The 22147-nt window shown below is 45.0% G+C and carries 14 protein-coding genes; 13 read left to right on the top strand and 1 reads right to left on the bottom strand.

Annotated elements, in window-relative coordinates:
- Positions 1–242: 242 nt before the first annotated feature.
- From F3I09_RS26050 to F3I09_RS26015, 8 genes are all read left to right on the top strand, one after another.
- Positions 243–1301, top strand: coding sequence for a LacI family DNA-binding transcriptional regulator (locus tag F3I09_RS26050; protein WP_149697987.1), 1059 nt, complete (start codon positions 243–245; stop codon positions 1299–1301).
- 732 nt (positions 1302–2033) lie between these two features.
- Positions 2034–5336, top strand: coding sequence for a SusC/RagA family TonB-linked outer membrane protein (locus tag F3I09_RS26045; protein ID WP_149697986.1), 3303 nt, complete (start codon positions 2034–2036; stop codon positions 5334–5336).
- A 39-nt stretch (positions 5337–5375) separates the two neighbouring features.
- A complete protein-coding gene (locus tag F3I09_RS26040; protein ID WP_149697985.1) occupies positions 5376–7070 on the top strand; it encodes a SusD/RagB family nutrient-binding outer membrane lipoprotein in 1695 nt (564 codons plus the stop codon).
- 354 nt (positions 7071–7424) lie between these two features.
- Positions 7425–8000, top strand: a complete 576-nt coding sequence (locus F3I09_RS26035; RefSeq protein ID WP_149697984.1) for a redoxin domain-containing protein — start codon at positions 7425–7427, stop codon at positions 7998–8000.
- A gap of 21 nt (positions 8001–8021) precedes the next feature.
- Entirely contained in the window at positions 8022–9347 is a 1326-nt protein-coding gene (locus tag F3I09_RS26030) for a cytochrome c (protein WP_149697983.1), read from the top strand.
- Between the two features lie 465 nt (positions 9348–9812).
- Positions 9813–13073, top strand: a complete 3261-nt coding sequence (locus tag F3I09_RS26025) for a SusC/RagA family TonB-linked outer membrane protein (RefSeq protein ID WP_149697982.1) — start codon at positions 9813–9815, stop codon at positions 13071–13073.
- A 33-nt stretch (positions 13074–13106) separates the two neighbouring features.
- Positions 13107–14825: a SusD/RagB family nutrient-binding outer membrane lipoprotein gene (locus F3I09_RS26020; protein ID WP_149697981.1), complete on the top strand. Its 1719-nt coding sequence runs from the start codon at positions 13107–13109 to the stop codon at positions 14823–14825.
- A gap of 146 nt (positions 14826–14971) precedes the next feature.
- Positions 14972–16285, top strand: a complete 1314-nt coding sequence (locus tag F3I09_RS26015) for a cytochrome c (protein WP_149697980.1) — start codon at positions 14972–14974, stop codon at positions 16283–16285.
- A gap of 35 nt (positions 16286–16320) precedes the next feature.
- On the opposite strand, the gene mutS is transcribed toward F3I09_RS26015, so the two are convergent.
- Positions 16321–18927 (bottom strand): DNA mismatch repair protein MutS, encoded by a 2607-nt coding sequence (gene mutS, locus F3I09_RS26010; protein ID WP_149697979.1) that lies wholly within the window; start codon positions 18925–18927, stop codon positions 16321–16323.
- Positions 18928–19014: 87 nt separating this feature from the next.
- On the opposite strand from mutS, the gene F3I09_RS26005 reads away from it, so the two are divergent.
- The 5 genes from F3I09_RS26005 to F3I09_RS25985 all read left to right on the top strand — a co-directional run bounded on the left by F3I09_RS26005 (position 19015) and on the right by F3I09_RS25985 (position 22143).
- Entirely contained in the window at positions 19015–19554 is a 540-nt protein-coding gene (locus tag F3I09_RS26005; protein ID WP_149697978.1) for an RNA methyltransferase, read from the top strand.
- On the top strand, positions 19551–20417 hold the full coding sequence (locus F3I09_RS26000) for a UbiA-like polyprenyltransferase (protein WP_149697977.1): 867 nt from the start codon (positions 19551–19553) through the stop codon (positions 20415–20417). The genes F3I09_RS26005 and F3I09_RS26000 overlap by 4 nt, the downstream gene beginning before the upstream one ends.
- Positions 20418–20426: 9 nt before the next feature.
- Positions 20427–20837, top strand: coding sequence for a Holliday junction resolvase RuvX (ruvX, locus tag F3I09_RS25995; protein WP_149697976.1), 411 nt, complete (start codon positions 20427–20429; stop codon positions 20835–20837).
- Positions 20838–20948: 111 nt separating this feature from the next.
- Complete coding sequence (gene def, locus F3I09_RS25990; protein WP_149697975.1) at positions 20949–21527, top strand: peptide deformylase; 579 nt, start codon at positions 20949–20951, stop codon at positions 21525–21527.
- Between the two features lie 67 nt (positions 21528–21594).
- A complete protein-coding gene (locus F3I09_RS25985; protein WP_149697974.1) occupies positions 21595–22143 on the top strand; it encodes an RNA polymerase sigma factor in 549 nt (182 codons plus the stop codon).
- The last annotated feature ends 4 nt before the right edge of the window (positions 22144–22147 follow it).

Below are 22147 nucleotides of genomic sequence, written 5' to 3'. Positions count from 1 at the left end.
AACCCTGTATGACTCTCGAAACAGTGTGTATGCAAACTATCCTGGTATACGGTTCTACTGCATATTGATGCAGCAATTATTGCAGCTATTGCAAATCCCCCTGACAGAACTTTTTCTTGTAAAATGCCAAATTATCGAATTTTGGTTAAAAAAACATCATTTATTCGTAATAATCAAGCCCGGAAAACAGAAAGGGAATATTAATATATTTGGCTATGTGCGGTTAAGGTTCTAATTTTCTGATGAATATCAAACCAAATCTGAATTTCGTGAAAGGAATATCCATTAAAGATATTGCCCAAGAGGCAGGGGTTTCTCCTACAACAGTTTCTTTTGTATTGAATGGTAAAGGAAAGGAAAAAAGGATTAGCGAACAGGTCAGCAAACGGATACTTAAAATAGCCGGGAAGTTGAAATACAAGCCTAACCAGCTCGCGAGGGGGTTACGCACCGGCAAAACAAAGACGATCGGGTTAATAGTAGAAGATATAGCGAACAGTTTTTTTGCCAATGTAGCGAAGGTTGTAGAGGACGAGGCGGACAAATTTGGTTATAAAGTGCTTTTCGGAAGTACGGAAGATAACGAAGAGAAAGCAAAAGGGTTGCTGGAAGTGTTGCGTTACCGCCAGGTAGACGGATATATCATTACGCCGACAGCAAATCTTGACAAAGAAATCGTATCCCTCCAGAAGCCCGTGGTACTGATGGACCGCTATTTTCCCAATATCGCAGACTCCCATTATGTAGTGGTAGATAACTTCCAGGGCGCCTATGTGGCTGTCAGTCACCTGGTGGAACAGGGTTATAAAAAGATCGGTATTATCACCACTACTTCCTCACAGATACAAATGCAGCAACGTCTGGATGGCTTTGTAGATGCCCTGAAGAAACACGGTCTGCCGGCAGGTAAGAACGTTATCAAACGCCTGCCGTTCGATCTTGACAGGGCAGGGTTCATCCAGGAGATCACACAATACCTACAGGCAAACAAAGACCTCGATGCACTCTTCTTTGCTACGAACTACCTCGGTATCTGCGGTATAGAAAGTATCCGCTCCATCGGTCTGCACATTGGTACTGATCTGGGAATGGTCAGCTTTGATGATCATGATATTTTCCGCCTGCACAGCCCTTCTATTACCTGTGTGGCACAGCCGGTGGAAGAGATCGGGCGCAGACTTATTCACCTGCTGATAGCAGAACTCGAACATAGTTCCACCACCCCTCAACAGGTAGTGCTTTCCCTGGAGTTACGCAAAAGAGAATCATCTATGCATTCAATGCCTCATGTGAATGCATAAAAAAGAGCAGTAGATAATTATAGCTGGAATCCCGCGTAAACCCTTTACAATCAGTAATACAACGAAGATGTTATAATTCAGCGAATGAAGTTTGATAAACGTTGATATTGTTAAATTATTGCGAAAATTATTTGCACGGGATTAAAACTTTATCTAAGTTTGAGACAAGTACAATCATAGTCATAGGGGAACAATAGAAAATCAAGCATTTATTTTTTTTGAGTGATAGGCTAAAACGTTTAATATCTGTAGCCTTCAGTGTAAATGAGCATTAAGCGCAAAACAATTCAGGCATTGTGAAGAACGTAACGGATTGAACTCGTGATGAAGGACAAACAGGAATAATGAATTCAACCAATTTTTAGATCGGTGGCAGTAAGAGAGAGAAACGAATTTTCATGGTTATTTTTTTTTAGTAAAAAGAAAGACTAGCAGCTTCTTCATGGTATTTTGTTGTCTAAACGATTCTACCATGTATGGATTTGTCGATAAACGTAACTTTTTCCACATATAATATCAATCAATGATCGGATTTACACAATAATGTATTTCGAAGCAGCATACCTATGTCTGTGATGACATAATCTAAATGTTTTTTCGGTAATGACGATAAGTTAAATGATGCCACTGCATGTGGCAAACAGGGAAACTATGCCTGTTAACCAGGCTCACGATGATTATAGCTAAACTTTATACCTAAACACCACTAGTATCAATCAAAAAGAATAAACAATGAAGAGATCGCTTTTTTTATTTGCGGTTCTTTCTGTTTTGTGCTTTCAGTTCGCCTGGGCACAACAGAAGGTAACAGTAACCGGCGTTGTTAAAGATCCGAAGGGCTACCCGATCCCCGGCGTTAGTGTTTCAGAAAAAGGAACTACCAATGGCGGAGTGACAGACATGAACGGAACTTATAAGATCAATGCCAACCCTTCCGGCACGCTCGTATTTTCCTTCATAGGCTATCTGAAAAAGGAAGCAGCTGTTGGTAACAGCGGTAGCCTGAATATCTCTCTGGAGGAAGACCAGAAAGGATTACAGGAAGTTGTGGTAACAGCGTTGAACGTAAAGAGATCAACCAAAGCGCTGGGTTACTCCATGACAGAAGTAAAAGGTGAGGACGTGGCGCTCTCCGGACAGGTGAACCCCGTTACATCTTTACAAGGTAAAGTAGCAGGTGTGAACATCTCCTTAGGTGGTGGTGGCCCACAGTCCAGTGCGCGTATCCTGATCAGAGGTAACAACTCACTCAGTGCGAACAACCAGCCGCTCTTTGTGGTGGATGGTGTGTACCTTGAGAATGGTATCACCGGTGGTGACCAGTGGGGTAACTCTCAGGACTTCGGTAACATGATGAAGAACCTGAACCCTGACGATTTTGAAAGTGTATCTGTACTGAAAGGTGGTGCTGCTACCGCATTGTATGGTTCCCGTGGCCAGAATGGCGTGATCATCATCACTACCAAGAAAGGTTTTTCACGTAAAGGTTTAGGTGTGACCGTTACCCATGCAGAGATGTACGATAAAGCATACAAATCAATCGACTTCCAGAATACCTATGGTGTTGGTAATGTGGCAGGAGATTTTCCAAAGGATAACAATGGCGATCCTTACGCTGACGAAAACAACTGGGCAGGTCTTAGCTTTGGTCCGAAAATGCTTGGCCAGCGCGTAAAAGACTGGCAGGGTAACTGGACTACTTTCTCTCCGCATCCAAACAACCTGCTGGACCTCTATCGCACAGGTAAATACTACAATACAAACGCAGCAATAGAAGGTGGTAATGATAAAACGACTTTCCGTTTATCTTACTCCAACAACTATACAAATGGTATTGCGCCAAACAACAATTTCAAGCGTAATAACTTTAACCTGCGTGCAACACATAAACTGTCTTCCAAAGTTTCTGCAGACGTATCTGCTAACTATGGCAAGACAAACGTAGAAAACCCTGCTATCAACGGCGGTAACGAAAACCTCGTGTTCAGCAGTGTCTACAAAATGTCACGTAACTTCGATACTAAATACTGGAGAGACAGGTATATTGATCCTAAAGGAGGTGTACTGCAGAATGATCCTTATGGCATGTCTTCCACTTTCTTCGCCCTGAACAATTACAATACTACACAGGACGAAGATAACTTCCAGGGCCGTTTAGGTCTGAAAGTAGACATCCTCAGCTGGTTAAACCTGTCACTGAATGGTGATGTGCAGACCAACATCGCTCAGTATGAGCGCAGAGAACTGGGTCAGGGTGAAGGTTTCACCGGTGGTTATTATAACCTGACCTCTACCACCCAAAACCAGCGTAAACTGCAGGCTATATTGTCCGGGCACCGTAAACTGGCCAGCAGCCTGGAAATGGATCTGTCTGTTGGTGCTGAGACTTACAGATGGGGTTATGGTAAATCCAACAAAGCTGAAACTCGTGGTGGCCTGAAAGCGCCGGGTCAGTTCTATATCAGCAACTCTGTACAGGACCCACTGGCTACTGCAAGGATCATCAAAGGTGTTAGAACAGACGCTATCTTCGCTTTTGCGAACTTTTCCTATAAAGATCAGTTATACCTTGACCTGACAGGTAGGACTGACTGGAACTCTACGTTGATGTATTCTGATGGTCATGGTGTGAACAACTACTTCTATCCATCAGCGAGCCTTTCCTGGCTGTTCTCCGAGACTTTCCACCTGCCAGAGTTCTTCACTTTCGGTAAGTTGAGAGCTTCCTATGCGGGTAACGGTGCCGGTACTGCTGCTTATCAGACAGGTATAGGAACTTACTCTTTCATTGGTAACTATATCGGTGTTGGCGGTGGAACTATCCCACGTTACGGATTTGATGGTAATACATTGGGTAATAACGACCTGAAAAATGAATATACCCGCAACTTTGAAGTAGGTGCTGATGTTCGTTTCCTGAACAACAGACTGGGCATTGATATCGCTGCTTACAGAAAAAATACCTTCAACCAGATCGTTCCTATCGCCATGCCGCAGGAAAGTGGTGTGACCAGCCGTCTGATCAATGCGGGTAACGTACAGAACACAGGTATTGAAGTATTACTGAACACTGTTCCTGTTAAGACAAAGAACTTTGACTGGAACTCTACCTTATCATTTACCCGCAATAAGAACATCGTGAAAGAAATTGCTGATGGTGTAAATGCAATGGAACTGCCTAATGGTTATTCCCAGGGTAGCGATGTATTGGTAATTGCACGTAAAGGTGCAGAGTATGGCATGATGCAGACCAAATATGCGTTCGTATATTATAACGATCCTGCAAAACCAGGCGCTAATGGTAAGAAAGTTCTGAATTCCGCAGGCCGTTATCAGCGTTCCAGCGATGCAGGTATTGGTTATGTTGATATCGGTACTATCCAGCCTAAATTCCTCACTTCCTGGACCAACGGTTTCAGATATAAAAACTTTAACCTGAATGTACTGTTGGATGCTAAGGTAGGTGGTAAATACTCTTCCGCTACTTACAACTACGCCTATGCGGACGGTACGCTGAAAAATACACTGGCAGGACGTGATAAAGAAAGTGGTGGTCTTGCATGGACTGATGCAGCTGGTACATCATATAACGATGGTATCATTCCTGATGGTGTGTTTGCAAAGGGTGTATCTCTGACTCCGATCAATGGCGGTGCAGCAGTTGACGCAAGTGGTATGACCTACCAGCAAGCTTACGAGCAAGGCCTGGTAAGACCAAAACATGCATGGGATTATTACTACCGCCTCGGTTCATGGGGACAGGGTATCCGTGAAAATGCCATCTTCACAAATTCATGGGTAGCCGTGCGCGAAGTAACTGTTGGTTATAATGTTCCTTCTTCTGTTTATTCTAAACTGAAACTGAACAATCTGCGTGTGAACCTGGTGGGAAGGAACCTCTTTTATATTTACAACAGCCTGCCTGCCGGCCTGAACCCGGAAGGTCTGTACAACAACTCATCTGCTTCAGCAGCTGATTATGGTGGTATTCCTTTCGTAAGAAGCATGGGCTTCAACCTGCAGGCTTCCTTTTAATAAAAGAGACATATAATTCAAGAAGAAAAAAGAAAACAGATGACAACTATATATAGCAAGTTTAAAAAGTATGGCATTTATGCGATGATGCTTGGCACATTCGCAGCTTGTCAGAAAAGCAAGTTTGCAGAAATCAATACAGATCCTGAGAAGCTGCCTACAGTAAGTCCTGAAGGGCAATTCCTGAATGCTGTTGTACAGATACATAGCGGCGACTTCGAATATTATTACGACTTCTACCGCACTATCCTGCCATTCACCGAAATGACAACAGCAAACGGCGGTAACACTGCAAACTTCATCAGCGATAATACCGGTAACGCGAACAACCGTTATGGTTATTACTACACCAGGGTAGGTAACAACCTCGTGAATGTAGTGAAGCTGATTGAGGCTATGCCAGCGGAAGATCAGGCGAAGAGAGCGCATGAAAAAGCTATCGCGAAACTGTTGAACATTTACTACGCATGGTACGTATCTGATATTAATGGTAGCATTCCTTATTCAGAAGCTTTCCAGGCACGTTACGGTGGTACCATCACTCCGAAATATGATACACAGTCTGCACTCTATGATCTGTGGGACACAGAGCTGAAAGCAATTGCGGCTACACTGGCTGATAATTCTGTGGCTCAGACTACTTACAGTTCTAACGATCTCTACTATGGAGGTTCATCTGCAAAATGGCTGAAATGTGCTAACTCCCTGCGTCTGAAGATAGCTTCACGTCTGTCTAAAGTAGCGCCTGAAAAACTGAAGAGCATTGCTACAGAGGTACTGGCTGCAGGTAGTTTGTTCGAAGATAATTCAGATGATCTGCAACTGATAGCAGGCGACAAATTCACAGAGGGTGGTAACTGGAACCCGGTTGGTTTCCATTCTTCCAAATCCCTGGTAGATTTCATGCTGGCGAATGCAGATCCACGTCTGAGGGTCTTCTATCAGAAGAATGATTATTCAAAAGAGAACTTTGATCTTGCTGTAGCTCAGGGTGCATTACCTGCTAACTCAGTACAGCCGACTAACCGTTATGTGGGTGCTTTCTCAAGCCCTGATGCGGTAGCTGCAAATCCTGGTTATTTCAGAACAAGAAAGATCAAGAATGCACAGGGTAACGATCAGAACCTGGATACAGTTTCCCTGATCCAGTACCGTTTGTTCCAGCCTGAATACACATACAATGCTGTGGTTGGTACTGGTCACGTTACTTTCCCGCTGCTGTCTTATGCTGACATCTGCTTCCTGCGTGCCGAGCTTGCTGCGAAAGGTATAGCTGGTTCTGATGCTGAAGGCTGGTATTACAAAGGGGTAGAAGCGTCCATCAGAAATTATGATGCAATGGCGGCTAACGCTAAACTGCCTGACTATGTTGCGGTGACAGATAATGAGATAGAAGCCTATAAGAACAGTGCAGGTGTGAAATATGTTGCCGGCAATGCAGAAGCGCTGATCGCTTCACAGGCGTACCTGAACTTCTACAAGAATCCGAACGAAGCATGGGCTATCCTGAAAAGATTAGGTATGCCTAACGCTTCTACACCGCTGGCGCTGGAAGTAATGAAAGCAAGTGGTGTTACACAGGTGATCCCAAGAAGGGCTTCGCTGAATGTAGCGGATGAAACGAATCTGAACGTTGCCAACAACAAGGCAGCTTTAACTGAAATGGCCCAGAATCCGGACTTCGGAGAAGGTCCTTCTGATATCTTTGGCCGTGTATGGTGGGATAAGAAATAGAAGAGTGAAAAATAAAAAGTGCCCTATCATTTGGTAGGGCACTTTTATGTAAACCATATATATTATATTGAACGATATGTTGTTGCAGGCTGAGTAGTGTGACAGGATTTAAAAAAGTGTGATTCTTTATTCGATATTTTTATTTATTTGTATATCTTACAGTCGTAAGAAAAAGAAAGAAGAAGTAAGAAGAAGCAATAGCCGGTTTACCGTTTAAGAGAAGAGAAACCGGAAGAAGAAGATAGCAGATTTTATCAACCGGATTGTTTTAGAAGTTATGAAGAGCTAGGCAGATACACCACTGCCTAATATCAACCAGATCGGATATAAGTGTTATGATAAACTAAATTCGTTATGTCGAGACTATTTTTTTGTGCCCTGTTGTCGGGGATATTGTCGGTACATACACTTAGCGCACAACTATTAGCCAGCGCTAATGTGATGTCGGCCGGCCGCCTAAAAGATTATAATGGAAAAACATTTACTGTAAAACCCGCAGGCAAACCTGTGGTATATATCTTTCTTTCTCCTGAATGTCCTCTATGCAAGAACTATGCACCTGTGTTGCAGGGCCTGCAGAGTAAATATAAGGATGTACAGTTCTATGGTATCATCAGCGGTCAGACATTTACTCAGCGTGAAGTGGCTGAATATGCAAAGGAGTATAATATCACTTTCCCTATATTGATGGACACCGATAAAAAGGTGGCTAATTATCTCAATGCTACAGTTACCCCCGAAGCCCTGCTGATCGGTAATAATGGGAAGGAATATTACAGAGGGTTGATAGATGACTGGGTAACAGGACTGGGTACTAAAAGGATAAAAGCTACCAGGAAGTATCTGGAACTGGCGATCAACAATTTGTTGACAGGAAATGAACTGGTATCGCAAACAACGCCAATTGGTTGTCTGATCAGTAATTATTGAGTTTTATATTAAGTGGCGCGTATGCGATACAGCATTGCAGTATCAGTTGTATTCTTTTTTGTCTTCAATATATCACGTGTAGCAGCACAGCGTATCACCTGGAGTGAACATATTGCTCCGCTGATACATCGTAACTGTACGCCTTGTCACCAGAATGGAGATGCTGCTCCGTTCCCGCTGGTGACGTATGATGATGTTGCAAAAAGAGCTGCATTTGTTAAGAAGGTAACGCAGAGCAGGTTCATGCCACCGTGGAAGCCCGATCCACACTATTCTACTTTTGCGAATGAAAGAAGGTTGACCGATGAAGAGATCGCAATGATCGCAGAATGGGCTGATAATAATATGCCGAAAGGAAAGAAGACCGCTGTAAAGGATGAAGAGGTTGTTGTTGTTGGTACACACGCCAACCGCAAGCCTGACCTGGTACTGAAGATGAACAAACCCTTTCATGTGAAAGGAGATAACCTGGAAAGATTTATTGTATTCAAAATACCATTCGAACTGCCTGATTCCGCCAATGTGGAAGCCATCCAGTTCACGACAACGAATAATAAGATCATACACCACGCCAATTATGAAGTTGATGCAGTTCCCGATCTGGATATTTACAATACGGACGACTACATCAATCTGACTGAAGATAACCGCTTCAAGTATGATCAGTATGTTCCCTTCAGGAAACACATGATTTACTACGGCGGATGGATACCTGGTTCTTTTGGAGAATCCTATCCTGAAAATATCGGTTGGGTAATGCCGAAGAGAGGAGTGATATTGCTGACCATGCACTATGCACCGGTGGCAAAGGAAGAGGATAATGTGAGCGGCGTGGAAATTTATTTTACGAAGACACCTGTAAAACGTCAAATAAGGGCGATAAGCCTGGGTTCTGGCGGCGTTGGTGAAAAAGAGATTGACCCTTTCTTTTACATCCCGGCCAATGCTGTCAAGACTTTCAAACTAAAAGTGACCACTCCTGAAGATCAGTCCCTGTTGTATGTCTGGCCACACATGCATTACGTGGGCAAAATCTTTAAGGCGTACGGTGTAACACCAGAAAAAGACACAATAAAACTGGTGCATATCCCTGACTGGAACTTCAACTGGCAGGAGATATACTGGTTCCCAACATTGAAAAAAATCCCTAAAGGTACTATCCTCACCATAGAAGGTACTTACGACAACACCGCTAACAACCCGAATAACCCATCTAACCCACCGCAATTAGTTTACTCTAATGGAGACATGAAATCCACTGATGAAATGTTAACATTGGTTATGGTTTATTTACCTTATGAGAAAGACGACGAACGCGTCATCTTGAAGAAAAATGAAAGATTTTGAAAGAAGATGCATGGTAGTATTTTGTTAATTAAACATGTAATCTTCTCGTTTTTAATGCATTGTTAACAAAAAGGCAAAAAACTGTTAAATGTTTTTTGTTCTTCATTTTATTTTTTATAGTTTGGCATCCATGAACAAAAAGTAAGATTTTGTTTAATGTGTGAAAGAGACTTGCGTAATAACGGGACATGCATTAGAGTAAACAAGCGTAAAGAGTAACTATTAATACAAATTTTTGTGCGGACTGGATGAAGACGCCTATGCCTTTAAATGTTTTTTAAAGAAAAACGGAAATCGAGAAAGACGATTCGAACGGGCTATGCTTAGCGGTATACTGTAACCTGCTTTTACATCTGAGTTTAAAACTTTTAGAGTCCCCCTTTTTTGTTGCCGATCAGGCGACCTGGGATATCTATGTCACTTTGAGACTAAACAACAAATAATAATTAAAACCTAGAGAAAGCTATGCGAAGATCATTTCTTGTATGCACATTGCTCTTCTTATGCTGCTGTATAACAGCGTTTGCGCAGGATAAGAAGGTAGTGTCCGGAACCATTAAAGATAGCAACGGCGCTTTTCTGCCGGGTGTTACCATTAAGGAAAAAGGCACTTCTAATGGTACAATGTCCAACGCAGAAGGCGGATTTAAACTGTCTGTTCCGTCTAATGCGGTTCTTGTGTTCTCCTACATGGGCTATGCTGCCAAGGAAGCGCCGGCAAGCGGTCCATTGGATATTATCCTGAGTGAAGACAACAAAAATCTGAATGAAGTAGTTGTAACCGCTTTAGGTATGAAGCGTGAGCAACGTAAACTGGGTTATGCGATCACTGAACTGAAGGGTGACGAGATCTCTAAAACCAATGCTATCAACCCTGTTGCTGCACTGCAAGGTAAAGTTGCGGGTGTGGACATCTCCAGCGCTGTGGGTGGTCCTCAGGCTGCAGGTCGTATCATCTTGCGTGGTGCTAAATCACTGAATGACAAAGACCAGCCTATCTTCGTAGTAGATGGTGTGATCTTTGAAAACGAAGTGAGCGACAACGCTGTAAACTTCGGTAACGTACTGAAAAATCTGAACCCGGATGAGTACCAGTCTGTAACTGTACTGAAAGGTGCTGCTGCAACTGCGCTCTACGGTTCCCGCGCACTAAATGGTGCAGTATTGATCACTACCAAGAAAGGTGTTGCCCGTAAAGGTATTGGTGTTACTGTAAGCCAGACAGTTCAGCTGGAAGAAGTATACAAAACTCCTATTGAACTGCAGAATACTTACGGTGCTGGTCTGGATGGTACTTTTTCATCCAGCGATCCGGAAGCTCTTGACTGGGCAGGTGGTTACAGCTTTGGTCCTAAAATGGAAGGCCAGATGAAGAAGGTGCTGAACGGTGAGTTACGCCCTTACTCTCCAATGCCGAATAACTACAAAGATATGTATCGCACCGGCCAGTACTACAATACTAACGTAGCAATGGAAGGTGGTAGCGAAAGAGGTACATTCCGTCTCTCTTTCTCTCGTCTGAATAATAAAGGTGTTGTAACCAACAACGAATTCAACAGGAATAACATCTCCCTGAAAGCTTCACAGACTATCTCCAAATATCTGTCTGCTGATGCGGGTGTTACTTATACTGCAAGTAAAACGTACAACCCTGACCGTCAGGGTGGTGACTATACAGGTCAGAACCTGGGGCGTAAATATGTTTACGTATTTCCTCGTAACTATGATCCTGCTTACTGGAGCAGACAAGAGAACTACCTGGCGCCAGACAATTCAATGCGTCCTACCGGTTCTTATGCTGGTGCTGACTACTGGTACACACTGGCTTATAACAGCTGGACACGTAGGGAGTCTTTGCTGACTGGTTACGTAAACCTGACTGCTACCGCTACTGACTGGCTGAAATTCTTACTGAAAGGAAACATGAGTAAGGAAAATACCTACGATCAGCGTAAAGACGCAGGTCAGGGTCCAAACTTCTCTGGTTCTGTTGGTTACTTCCAGGAAGGTGGTATGGACAGATTACAGCACACCTTCACCGGTATGGCTATGATCACTCCTAAACTGGGTAAAGACTTCGAAGCTACTTTGAACCTTGGTGCTGAAACCTGGAACAGTGGTATCGGTCAGCAGTATGTGAACAAGACCAGCGGTGGTCTGCGTCTGCCAAGACTGTATGCTATCTCCAACAGTGTTAATGCTGCGCAGATAGACAACAAACCACTGGATCGCAAACGTATCAACTCTGTGTTCTTCGCTGCGAGCGTGGCTTATAAGAACGCGTTCTTCCTGGATGTAACCGGCCGTAACGACTGGTCTTCCGCACTGACTTACCTGACAGGAAACAGTAACAACTCTTATTTCTATCCTTCCTTCAGCGGTGCATGGGAATTCACAGAAAGCCTGAAAGGTAAACTGCCTTCAGTGATCAGCTTTGGTAAACTTCGTGCTTCCTACGCTATGGTGGGTGGTGACCTGAATCCTTACCAGACTAACAGCGGTTACTATACCGACTCTTACTTCCAGGGTGCAGGTTCCAACTCAAGCCTGCCACTGATGAAGATCTACAACGAAGACATCATGCCTAACCCGAACCTGAAACCATCTATTTCTCACAGTTTGGAATTTGGTGCTGATGTACGTTTCTTCAATAATCGTTTAGGTTTTGATGTTGCATGGTATAAAACAAATGTTAAGAACCAGATCCTGCAACTGCCTGTATCTGTTGAATCAGGTGTTAAATCCCGCTACATCAACGCAGGCAATATGCAGAACACTGGTATAGAAGTAGCGATCAATGCTACTCCGATCCAGCACAAAGATTTCACATGGGATCTGACATTGAATGGTAGCCATAACAAGAACAAGATCATTGAACTGACCAATGGCGTAAGCGAAGTACAGCTGAACGAAGACCAGGGCGTTAGAGTAATTGCTACTGCCGGTAAGGCGTATGGCGTACTGGCTACTCCTTACGGTTATACCCGTAACGCACAGGGTCAGAAGATCATCGAGAAGAGCGGTGACTTCCCTGTTCAGTACAAGCGTGCTGTTAACAACAATATCGGTAACATCACTCCAGACTTGAACCTGGGCTTCAGCAACACTTTCACTTATAAGAACTGGAACCTGGGCTTCCTGCTACAGGCTCGTATCGGTGGTGATATGTTCTCTGCTTCTCACCAGTATGGTACTGGTCGTGGTACAACTGCAAATACAGAAGCCGGTCGTGATGCAGCTAGTGGCGGTATAACCTTTACTGATGGAACTGGCCGTACCCGTAACGATGGTTTGATCCCTGATGGTGTATTCCAGGATGGTTATACTATCACTGATGCCGCTGGACAGCTGGTTGACCTGAGCGGTAAAACTTACCGTGAAGCATATACTGCTGGTTATGTGACTCCGCTGACTCCATACCAGTACTACGGTATGCAGGGTGACTGGGGTATCGGTATCCGCGAATACTCTGTATTTGATGCATCTTATGTAGCACTGCGTGAAGTGTCTCTGGGTTACTCTTTACCTTCCAGCCTTGTACAGCGCGCTAAACTGAACAGCGTGCGTGTTAACCTGGTGGGCCGTAACCTGGGTTACCTGTATAATCACATGCCAATCGGAATCAATCCGGAAGCAGTTCGTAACAACAGCTCTTCTGCATTCTCTGAATATGGTAGCACTCCTTATACTCGTAACATGGCTGTTACAATTCAGGTAGGATTCTAATTGATGCCGTTAATCTTTTAAACGATAGCAAACATGAGATTTATAAATAAATTGGGAATGGGCGTTGCAGCGGCATCTTTACTGCTGTCATCCTGTACCAAAGACTTCGAAGACTTAAATACAAACCCGATAGTTAGTCCGACCACTAACCCGGAAACACTGATCGTAGCTGCGGAATACAAACTGGTAGACCGCGACTTTGAATGGTTCTACGACAACTACCAGTACATCATGCGCTGGATGCAGTTCGTAGCACAGGACCCGGCAAGTAGCGCAAACAACTCCCTGTTTGGTGCTAATTCTAACACCAATGGTCTGTACAATGATCTGTACAATATCATCGGCCGTTACACTACCCAGATCCAGTCTATAGTAGATAAAATGTCTGCAGAAGACAAAGCTAAATACCAGAACGTTACTGCAATCGCTAACGTGCTGAAAGTATATGCTGCATGGAGAGTTTCCGACGCTAATGGTAGCATTCCTTATACGCAGGCATGGCAGGCTCGTGATAGCTCTATGTTCACACCTAAGTATGACAGCCAGTCATCCCTGTTCGATGTATGGGATGCTCAGTTGAAAGCTGCCGTAACTACCCTGTCTGCTAATGCTGCTGGCCAGGTAACTTACGGTAGTTCAGAAATGTTCTACAACGGAGACGCTGCAAAATGGGCAAAAGCGGCTAACGTACTGCGTCTGAAACTGGCTATGCGTCAGTACAAAAGATCAGATGCGAAAGCAAAAGCTATCGTAGCTGATGTTATCGCCAGCACCGCAGGTATCTTCACCAGCAATGATGAAGAATGGAAATTCATCTCCAGTGCAACAAACTTCGCTCGTAGTGGTAACTGGAATCCTGATAACGGTAGCGCTTTCGTAGCAGCTAAAAACATCGTGGATTTTATGTACACTCACAGCGACCCACGTCTGCGTGTGTTCTTCAAATCAAACAGCTACACCCAGTCAGTAATTGACAGCCTGAAAAATGGCGGTGCGCTGTCTTCCGGTACTACATACAACCCTCGCCGTTATGTAGGTATCCCTTCCAGTCCTGATGCCAAGAGCAATGCTGCTTACAGCAGACTGTACTCCAGAAGGATCTATACTATCACACTGGGTGGTAAAACTTCTCAGGTGACTTACGATACCCTGTCCAAAGTACAGACCCGTCTGTTCGACCTCGATCAGGATGGTGGTGCTGGCAGCGGTGGTCAGTATATCCAGCCTATCGCTTCTTACGCTGAAATGTGTTTCATCCTGGCTGAATTCACAGAACGTGGTGTAAACACCGGTGGTCAAGCTGAAGAATGGTACAATAAAGGCGTAACTGCTTCCCTGCAAGCATACGATAAGATAGGATCTACAGCTAAGATCATTGGTTACTCTGCACTGGGTGCCGAAGAGATCACTACTTACCTGGCTGATCCTGCTGTTGCTTACACCGGTACCCTGGATGAGAAACTGGAAAAGATCGGTGTTCAGAGCTTCCTGAACCTGTTCAAAGTTCCACAGGAAGCATGGGCTTCATGGAAACGCACTGGTTATCCTAAAGAAGGTGGTATCCTGCCTTTCGAACCATTCATGATCTCTGGTGTGAAATCAACAGTTCCACGTCGTTGGATACTGCCAATTCCTTCCAATACACAGGAAAATATCCCTAACTATAATACCGCTATCTCCGACATGCAGAAGGACGGCGCTTATGGTCAGCCAAATGACTTAACTGGTCGTGTTTGGTGGGATATGCAGTAAAATAATATACTCACTTATACTGAAAATAAGGAACCGTCCCGCTTTAAGCGGGACGGTTTTTTTATGCGGCTACTTTTTGTATCTTGAACACGTATTATGAAGAACGAAGGGCACTTCCCTGACATGTAAATTAATAAGCCGAGAGTATGAGCATGCGAAGTTCCATTACCTTATTATTTTTATTCCTTATTACCTGCCTGAAAAAAGTTTCTGCACAGCAGATCACCTGGTCGCAACATATTGCACCCATTATCCACCGTAACTGCACTCCCTGTCATCGGCAAGGTGAGGCAGCGCCTTTTTCACTTCTTACATATGAAGAGGTAGCCAAAAGAGCTTCTTTTATTAAACGGGTTACAGAAAGCCATTACATGCCACCATGGAAACCAGATCCGCATTATGTAAGTTTTGCCAACGAAAGAAAACTGTCGGATGAAGAGATCAGATTGATCGCTGAATGGGCTGAGCATGGCATGCCTAAAGGAGAAGGTTCAGGTGAAGAAACAGCAAATACCTGGGTAAAGGGTACACTGTTCAACCGCGAGCCTGACCTCGTGCTGAAAATGAAATCATCTTATGTGCTGGAAGGAGATAATGTAGAACGTTTCATCGTCTACAAAATGCCTTTTGACTTGCCGGACTCTGTTGCTGTGGAAGCTATTGAATTTACTTCGAATAATAAGAAAGTGATCCATCACGCCAACTATGAAATAGATGATGTGCCGGATGCTGATCTCTATAATACTGCAGATTATGTTGATAATACTGAGTCACATCTTGACTACTACCAGCAATATGTCAATTACCGTAAAAAGATGAAATACTTTGGAGGATGGATCCCCGGCAGCAGTTATGAATCTTATCCCGAAGACATGGGCTGGGTAATGCCTAAGCGGGGCGTGGTGTTGTTAACAGTGCATTACGCACCTGTAGGGAAAGATGAAGAAGTGATCAGCGGCGTACAGTTCTTTTTCAAAAAGAAACCGGTAAAGCGGCAGATAAAAGCGACTACATATGGCTCGGGTGGAGTAGGGGAGAAGGACATCGAGCCTTTCTTTTACATCCCTGCTAATGTTGAGAAGAGCTTTAAAGTGAATGTGAAGATCACAGAAACACAGTCGCTCATGTACGTATGGCCGCATATGCACCTGCTGGGTAAAACCTTTAAAGCATATGCTGTTACGCCGGAAAAAGATACCATACGATTAGTGTCAATTCCACAATGGGATTTCAACTGGCAGGAGATATACTGGTTCCCAAAACTGATAAAGATTCCGAAAGGAACAGTGCTCACTATCGAAGGTACGTATGATAATACTGTGAATAACGCATCCAATCCCTCTTTCCCGCCTCAGCTGGTATATGGCGCCATGCGAACGAAAGATGAAATGATGACGCTGATCATGATGGCCATCCCTTATGAAGAAGGGGATGAGAAACGGGAAATAAAACGACAGTAAATAAAGAGGGCTCGCTTAAAACGAGCCCTCTTTATTTATATCAGATTCTTTATCTCATTCAGCTTCAGCAAGGCTTCCACCGGCGTCAGCCTGTTAATATCCACATCTCCCAGCATATCCCTGATTTGTTTAAAGGTATCGCTATGCGCATCAAAGATGCTGAGTTGTACCTTCTGCGTCGGACCTGCAAGATCTTTTACGTGTTTATCCAGCGGTGCATCGATGTGTTTCTCTTCCAGGTGTGCCAGCACTTCATTGGCACGCTGTATCAGCTGTGGCGGCATACCGGCCATACGGGCTACATGAATACCGAAACTGTGGCGGCTGCCTCCTGGTGCGAGCTTGCGGAGGAAGATCACTTTATTGCCGGATTCCTTATTGGTGATGTGGAAGTTCTTGATACGGCTATGCTTGTTCTCCAGCTCATTCAGTTCATGATAGTGCGTGGCGAAAAGCGTTTTAGGCTTATGCTGCGTCATATCATGCAGGTATTCCACGATGCTCCAGGCAATGGAGATACCATCATAAGTACTGGTACCACGGCCTATTTCATCGAGTATAACAAGACTGCGTGGTGTGATATTGTTGATAATGCTGGCGGTTTCATTCATTTCAACCATGAAGGTGGATTCACCGCCACTCAGGTTGTCAGAAGCGCCAACACGGGTGAATATCTTATCCGTCAATCCTATCTCTGCCGCTGCAGCAGGTACAAAACTACCCATGTGCGCCATCAGTGTGATCAGCGCAGTCTGACGCAGCAGGGCGGATTTACCGCTCATGTTAGGTCCTGTCAGAATGATGATCTGTTGCTCTTCTTTATCCAGCAGTATATCGTTGGCGACATAACTTTCCCCGAGTGGTAAGCCACGCTCAATAACCGGGTGTCTGCCTTCACGAATGTCCAGGTGATACCCCTCGGTAACATTCGGACGGCGGTATTTATAGTGGATGGCATTATGGGCAAAACTCAACAGACAGTCTATACGGGCCAGGATCTGTGCATTTTGTTGGATGGCCTGAATATAAGGTTGCAGGGCCAGCAGCAGATCATCGAAGAGCTGCACCTCCAGGGCAAGGATCTTTTCTTCAGCGCCTACTATCTTTTCTTCATACTCTTTCAGTTCAGGCGTAATGTAACGCTCCGCATTGGCCAGCGTCTGTTTGCGGATCCAGGTGTCCGGCACTTTGTTCTTGTGGGCGTTCGTTACCTCCAGGTAGTAACCAAACACGTTATTGAAAGCTACTTTCAAACTGGGAATACCAGTAGCGTCAGATTCTGTCTGTTGGATACGCAGCAGATATTCCTTGCCTGAATGAGCAATGGTACGCAGGCTGTCCAGTTCAGGATGCACACCGTTTTGGATCACATTGCCCTTGCTGACGAGTACCGGTGGTGTTTCCATTACCTGTGCGAGGATGCGGCCAAGGATATCGGGACAGTGGTCCAGCTTTTCACTGAGTTGTGTTAAATATGGATGCCCCGCCTGCGCCTGCAGTTGCTTAACGCCTTCTACCTGCTGCAGTGCTTTAGCCAGGGACATCACTTCCCGCGGATTGATCTTCCGCAGGGGGATTTTGGATACAAGACGTTCCAGGTCGCCGGTTTGCTTGAGATGGGCCAGCAGGTCCCTGGAAAGGTCTGACTGTTTGATAAAGAACTCTGTAATATCCAGTCGTTCGTTGATCTGGTTGATATCCCGCAGGGGGAGTATCAGCCAGCGTTTCAGCAGCCTGGCGCCCATAGGGGTCACGGTGCTGTCCAGGGTGCCCAGCAGGGTATTCCCGTTTTCCACACTGCTGCCAAGCAGTTCCAGGTTGCGGATAGTGAAGCGGTCCATCCAGAGGAAGTCGTCCTGTTCTATCCGTTGTATGCTGGTGATGTGTTGCAGATGCGGATGCTCGGTATCGCGCAGGTAATGCAGGGCAGCGCCGGCGGCGACGATGGCATCGGAAAGACTTTCCACGCCAAAACCTTTGAGGCTGTGTGTTTCAAACTGTTTAAGCAGGATCTCCTGTGCATAGTTAGCCGTGAAGATCCACTCTTCCATTGTATATGTATAGAATTTGGAACCGAATTGCTCCTTGAAATGTTTCTGCTGCTGACGGGCAAAGATGACTTCCGCGGGTTTGAAACTCTGGAGCAGTTTATCCACATATTCCAGGCTGCCCTGGGCAATGAAGAACTCTCCTGTAGAGATATCGAGGAAGGATACCCCGGTATGGTCTTTGCCAAAATGAACCGCCGCCAGGAAGTTATTACTGGCATTTTCCAGGATCTTGTCATTGACGGCCACACCAGGAGTTACCATTTCGGTCACTCCGCGTTTAACAATACCTTTTGCTGCTTTGGGATCTTCCAGCTGGTCGCACACCGCCACACGGTAGCCTGCTTTTACCAGCTTATGGAGATAGGTATCCAGGGAATGATGTGGAAAACCTGCGAGGTCCTGCTGGGATGCAGAACCATTTGCTCTTTTGGTGAGCACAATACCTAATACTTTGGATGCAATGATCGCATCCTCATTAAAAGTTTCATAAAAATCTCCCACGCGGAACAACAGCACGGCGTCCGGGTAACGGGCTTTAATAGCCTTATGCTGTTGCATGAGAGGGGTTTCTACTGATTTGCTTTTTGCCATTCGGCAAATATATAATAATGTCCGGACGTGCTGAAAGGCAGATGTACACATACCGGTACACTACCCATTTTATCGTACTTTTGCAAAATGCGAAAATTAAGCATGGATGAACTTGGCCGCAAAACGGTGGACCAGTTCAAGGCGGCAGATAAAACACCTTTGGTGCTGGTACTGGACAATGTGCGCAGTATGCATAACGTAGGATCGGTATTCCGTACGGCAGATGGCTTCCTTTTACAGGGCATCGTTTTATGCGGATATACGCCCGTTCCCCCTCACCGCGATATTCAGAAAACGGCTTTAGGCGCTACGGAAACTGTTGAATGGCAATACTTTCCTACAACGGTGGAAGCGGTAACGGCACTCCGGGAGGCAGGGTATATTGTCATGGCGATAGAACAGGCGGAGAACAGCGTTATGCTGGATAGCTTTGAGCCGGCAACCGGTAAACCACTGGCGCTGGTATTCGGTAATGAGGTGACAGGTGTGGATGCGGAGGTGATGAAACTGGTGGAGGGCTGTATCGAAATACCGCAGTCTGGCATGAAACATTCATTAAATATCTCTGTGAGTACTGGTATTGTGGTTTGGGATATATTTGTAAAACTGAAAAAACAGGCACAATGATCGTAACGGTTAATAAATACCTCTCGCTGGTAAAATTCAGCCACACTATATTCGCGATGCCTTTCGCACTGACAGGCTTTTTTATCGCTACCACCAAAACAGATCACTCTTTCAGCTGGCAGTCGTTCGTACTGGTAGTATTGTGTATGGTATTTGCCCGCAGTGCGGCGATGGCGTTTAACCGTTACCTGGATGCGGATATTGACCGGAAGAACCCCCGTACAGTGAACAGGGAGATCCCGCGGGGAGTGATCACCGAGAAAAACGCGCTGACCTTTGTCATTGTGAACTGCCTGTTATTCATTGGTAGTACCTGGTTTATCAACTTATTATGTTTTATCCTGTCGCCGGTAGCTTTGCTGGTGGTGCTGGGATATAGCTATACAAAACGTTTCACGGCACTGTGTCATATGGTACTGGGACTGGGTTTATCCCTGGCGCCGGTAGGTGCTTACCTGGCAGTGACAGGGCATTTCGCGGTATTACCCGTATTGTTATCCTGTCTGGTACTTTGCTGGGTAGCAGGTTTTGACATTATTTATTCTTTACAGGATGAAGATTTCGACCGCTCCCTGTCTCTGAACTCAATTCCTGCCTGGTTGGGAAAAGCAGGGGCACTGCATTTTTCTGAGGTCCTGCACCTGGTAGCAGGCGCCCTGGCTATCATCATCGGTATCTATGGAGGCTTCCACTGGTTATATGCAATAGGCGCAGTGATATTTATTATCATGCTGATCTCCCAGCACCTGCTGGTAAAACCCAATGATCTGAGCCGTGTCAACATAGCCTTTATGACTACAAATGGTATTGCCAGCGTGGTATTTGCCGTATTCGCCATCGCCGATATGTTCATCATCGGTTAATTTATTCATATGGCGCGCGTCCTTGCAATAGACTACGGAAAAAAGAGAACAGGCCTTGCAGTAACAGACCCACTGCAGATGATTGCCAGCGGTCTTACCACCGTGGCTACCCACGACCTGATTCCTTATCTCAAAAAATACCTGGCCCAGGAGTCGGTAGAACTGATACTGATAGGGGAGCCGAAGAACCTGGATGGGGGAGCCACTGATGCTACCGCCCTCGTAACAGAATGTGTACGCATCCTCCAGAAGAATTTCCCCGAGATCCCGGTGAAGAAGGTGGACGAACGCTTTACCTCCAAACTGGCCTTCCGGTCCATGATAGATAGCGGACTGAAAAAAAAGGACCGGCAGAACAAGGGCCTCGTGGATGAAATCAGCGCCACCATCATCCTGCAAGAGTATCTGCAGTATAAATAATTGAATTTCAGGACTTAGTTGCGTTGTAGCGATGATTGATCGCTACATTTCAATTCTTGTGCCCTATTTCCCGATTGATACTTACCTTTGCATTTTTGAAAATTTTTTGAAATGATTCTACCTATAGTTGCTTACGGTCATCCGGTATTACGGAAAATGTGTGAAGATATAACCCCTGATTATCCTCAGTTAGAGCAACTTATTGCCAATATGTGGGAGACCATGTATGCTTCCAGTGGCGTAGGGCTGGCAGCGCCACAGATCAACAGGCCGATCCGCCTTTTTGTAGTGGATAGTGAGCAGATCATCAATAATCTGGAAGAGGATGAGAAGAACGAATATCCTGGCGATAATGGCGTTAAACAGGTATTTATTAATGCGCATATTGTAAGCACCGGCGGAGAGGAATGGCCTTATAATGAAGGATGCCTCAGTATCCCGAAGATCCGTGAAGATGTATACCGTCCGGAAACCGTGACCATCCGTTATGTGGATGAGCAATTCCAGCCACAGGAAAAGACTTTCTCAGGCATAACTGCCCGCGTTATATTTCATGAGTACGACCATATTGATGGTAAACTGTTCATTGACTATCTGAAGCCTTTAAAGAGAAGGATGCTGAAAGGCAAACTGGAAGATATCACCAAAGGCAAGATCAGTGTGGATTACAAAATGATATTTCACAAATAAAACAAGTGAAAATTTTGTAATGTTAAAAATCCCTATTACTTTAGTGCCTGCAAACTAATACAATACATTGGGAGCAGCAGTCACATATACAGAATCCGAGTTAGTACTTGGCCTGAAGGCGAGGAACGAAAAACATTTCGGGTACTTATATGATCATTATTCCCCGGCATTATACGGCATTGCCCTTAAAGTGATCAATGACGAAACTATTGCCGGTGATGTGCTGCAGGAAATCTTTCTCAAGATCTGGCGCAGCATTGAGCGCTATGATTCCGACAAAGGCCGCCTTTTCACCTGGATGGTGAACATTGCGCGCAATACTGCTATTGATACTCTCCGCTCAAAAGCCCATAAAATGGGGCAAAAAGCTAGTGAATTAGGGAGCAATGGATTTGCATCAGATCAGCTGGCCATTCATCCTTCTGTGGATCATCTCGGTCTGGTAAAGGTGGTAGAACAGCTGAGCAGGGAACAACGTGTTATTATAGACCTGGCTTATTATAAAGGGTGTACGCAGGAAGAAATTGCGAAGATACTGGATATCCCTTTGGGAACGGTGAAGACCAGGATGCGTAATGCGATCATACAATTGCGGAATATTTTAAAACAGATGTAAGCAA

Source organism: Chitinophaga sp. CF418 (genome assembly GCF_900142925.1).
Taxonomy (GTDB): domain Bacteria; phylum Bacteroidota; class Bacteroidia; order Chitinophagales; family Chitinophagaceae; genus Chitinophaga.
The sequence above is the reverse complement of the archived record's forward strand: the minus strand, read 5'-3'. Positions and strand labels throughout refer to the sequence as shown.